This is a genomic window from Neisseria sp. P0021.S007 (genome assembly GCF_051956855.1).
Window position 1 is genome coordinate 1 of record NZ_JBQCXA010001730.1, and the last position, 441, is coordinate 441.

Sequence of the window (441 nt, forward strand, 5' to 3'; positions counted from 1 at the left end):
GGGTTGAGATTGGCGCGGGCAGCATAGACGGCGGCAGTATAGCCGGCGGGGCCGGAGCCGAGGATGATGAGTTTGTGATGGTTGCTCATAATGGTTTCCTTGCTGATGAATGATTGAATTTTGTCGTATCTAAGCTTTCAGACGGCCTGAATTTTACTTGAATCTGCCGCCGTCTGAAATATGTTTGTTGCTTGGGTTTAGTGGCTGTCTTTCCATTGATAGTATTTTGAGCCGAGAAAAGAGCCGAGTTTGCGCAGGAATGGTTGGGTGATGATGTTGCTGTGGCGCAGTTGCTCGAAAGGTTTCAGACGGCCGTCATCGCCCATGATGGCTTCGGCAATCGCCAAACCGGCAATGCCGGTAATCGCCATGCCGTGTCCGGAATAGCCTTGGGCGTAGAAAACGGTAGGGGCGAGGCGGCCGAAATGTGGGGCGAGGTTG

General features: G+C 53.1%; 1 pseudogene. It reads right to left on the reverse strand.

Annotation, left to right across the window (positions count from 1 at the left end):
- Positions 1-197: 197 nt before the first annotated feature.
- Positions 198-441 (reverse strand): annotated as a pseudogene (locus ACTHUR_RS21165) (FAD-dependent oxidoreductase); the annotation flags it as partial.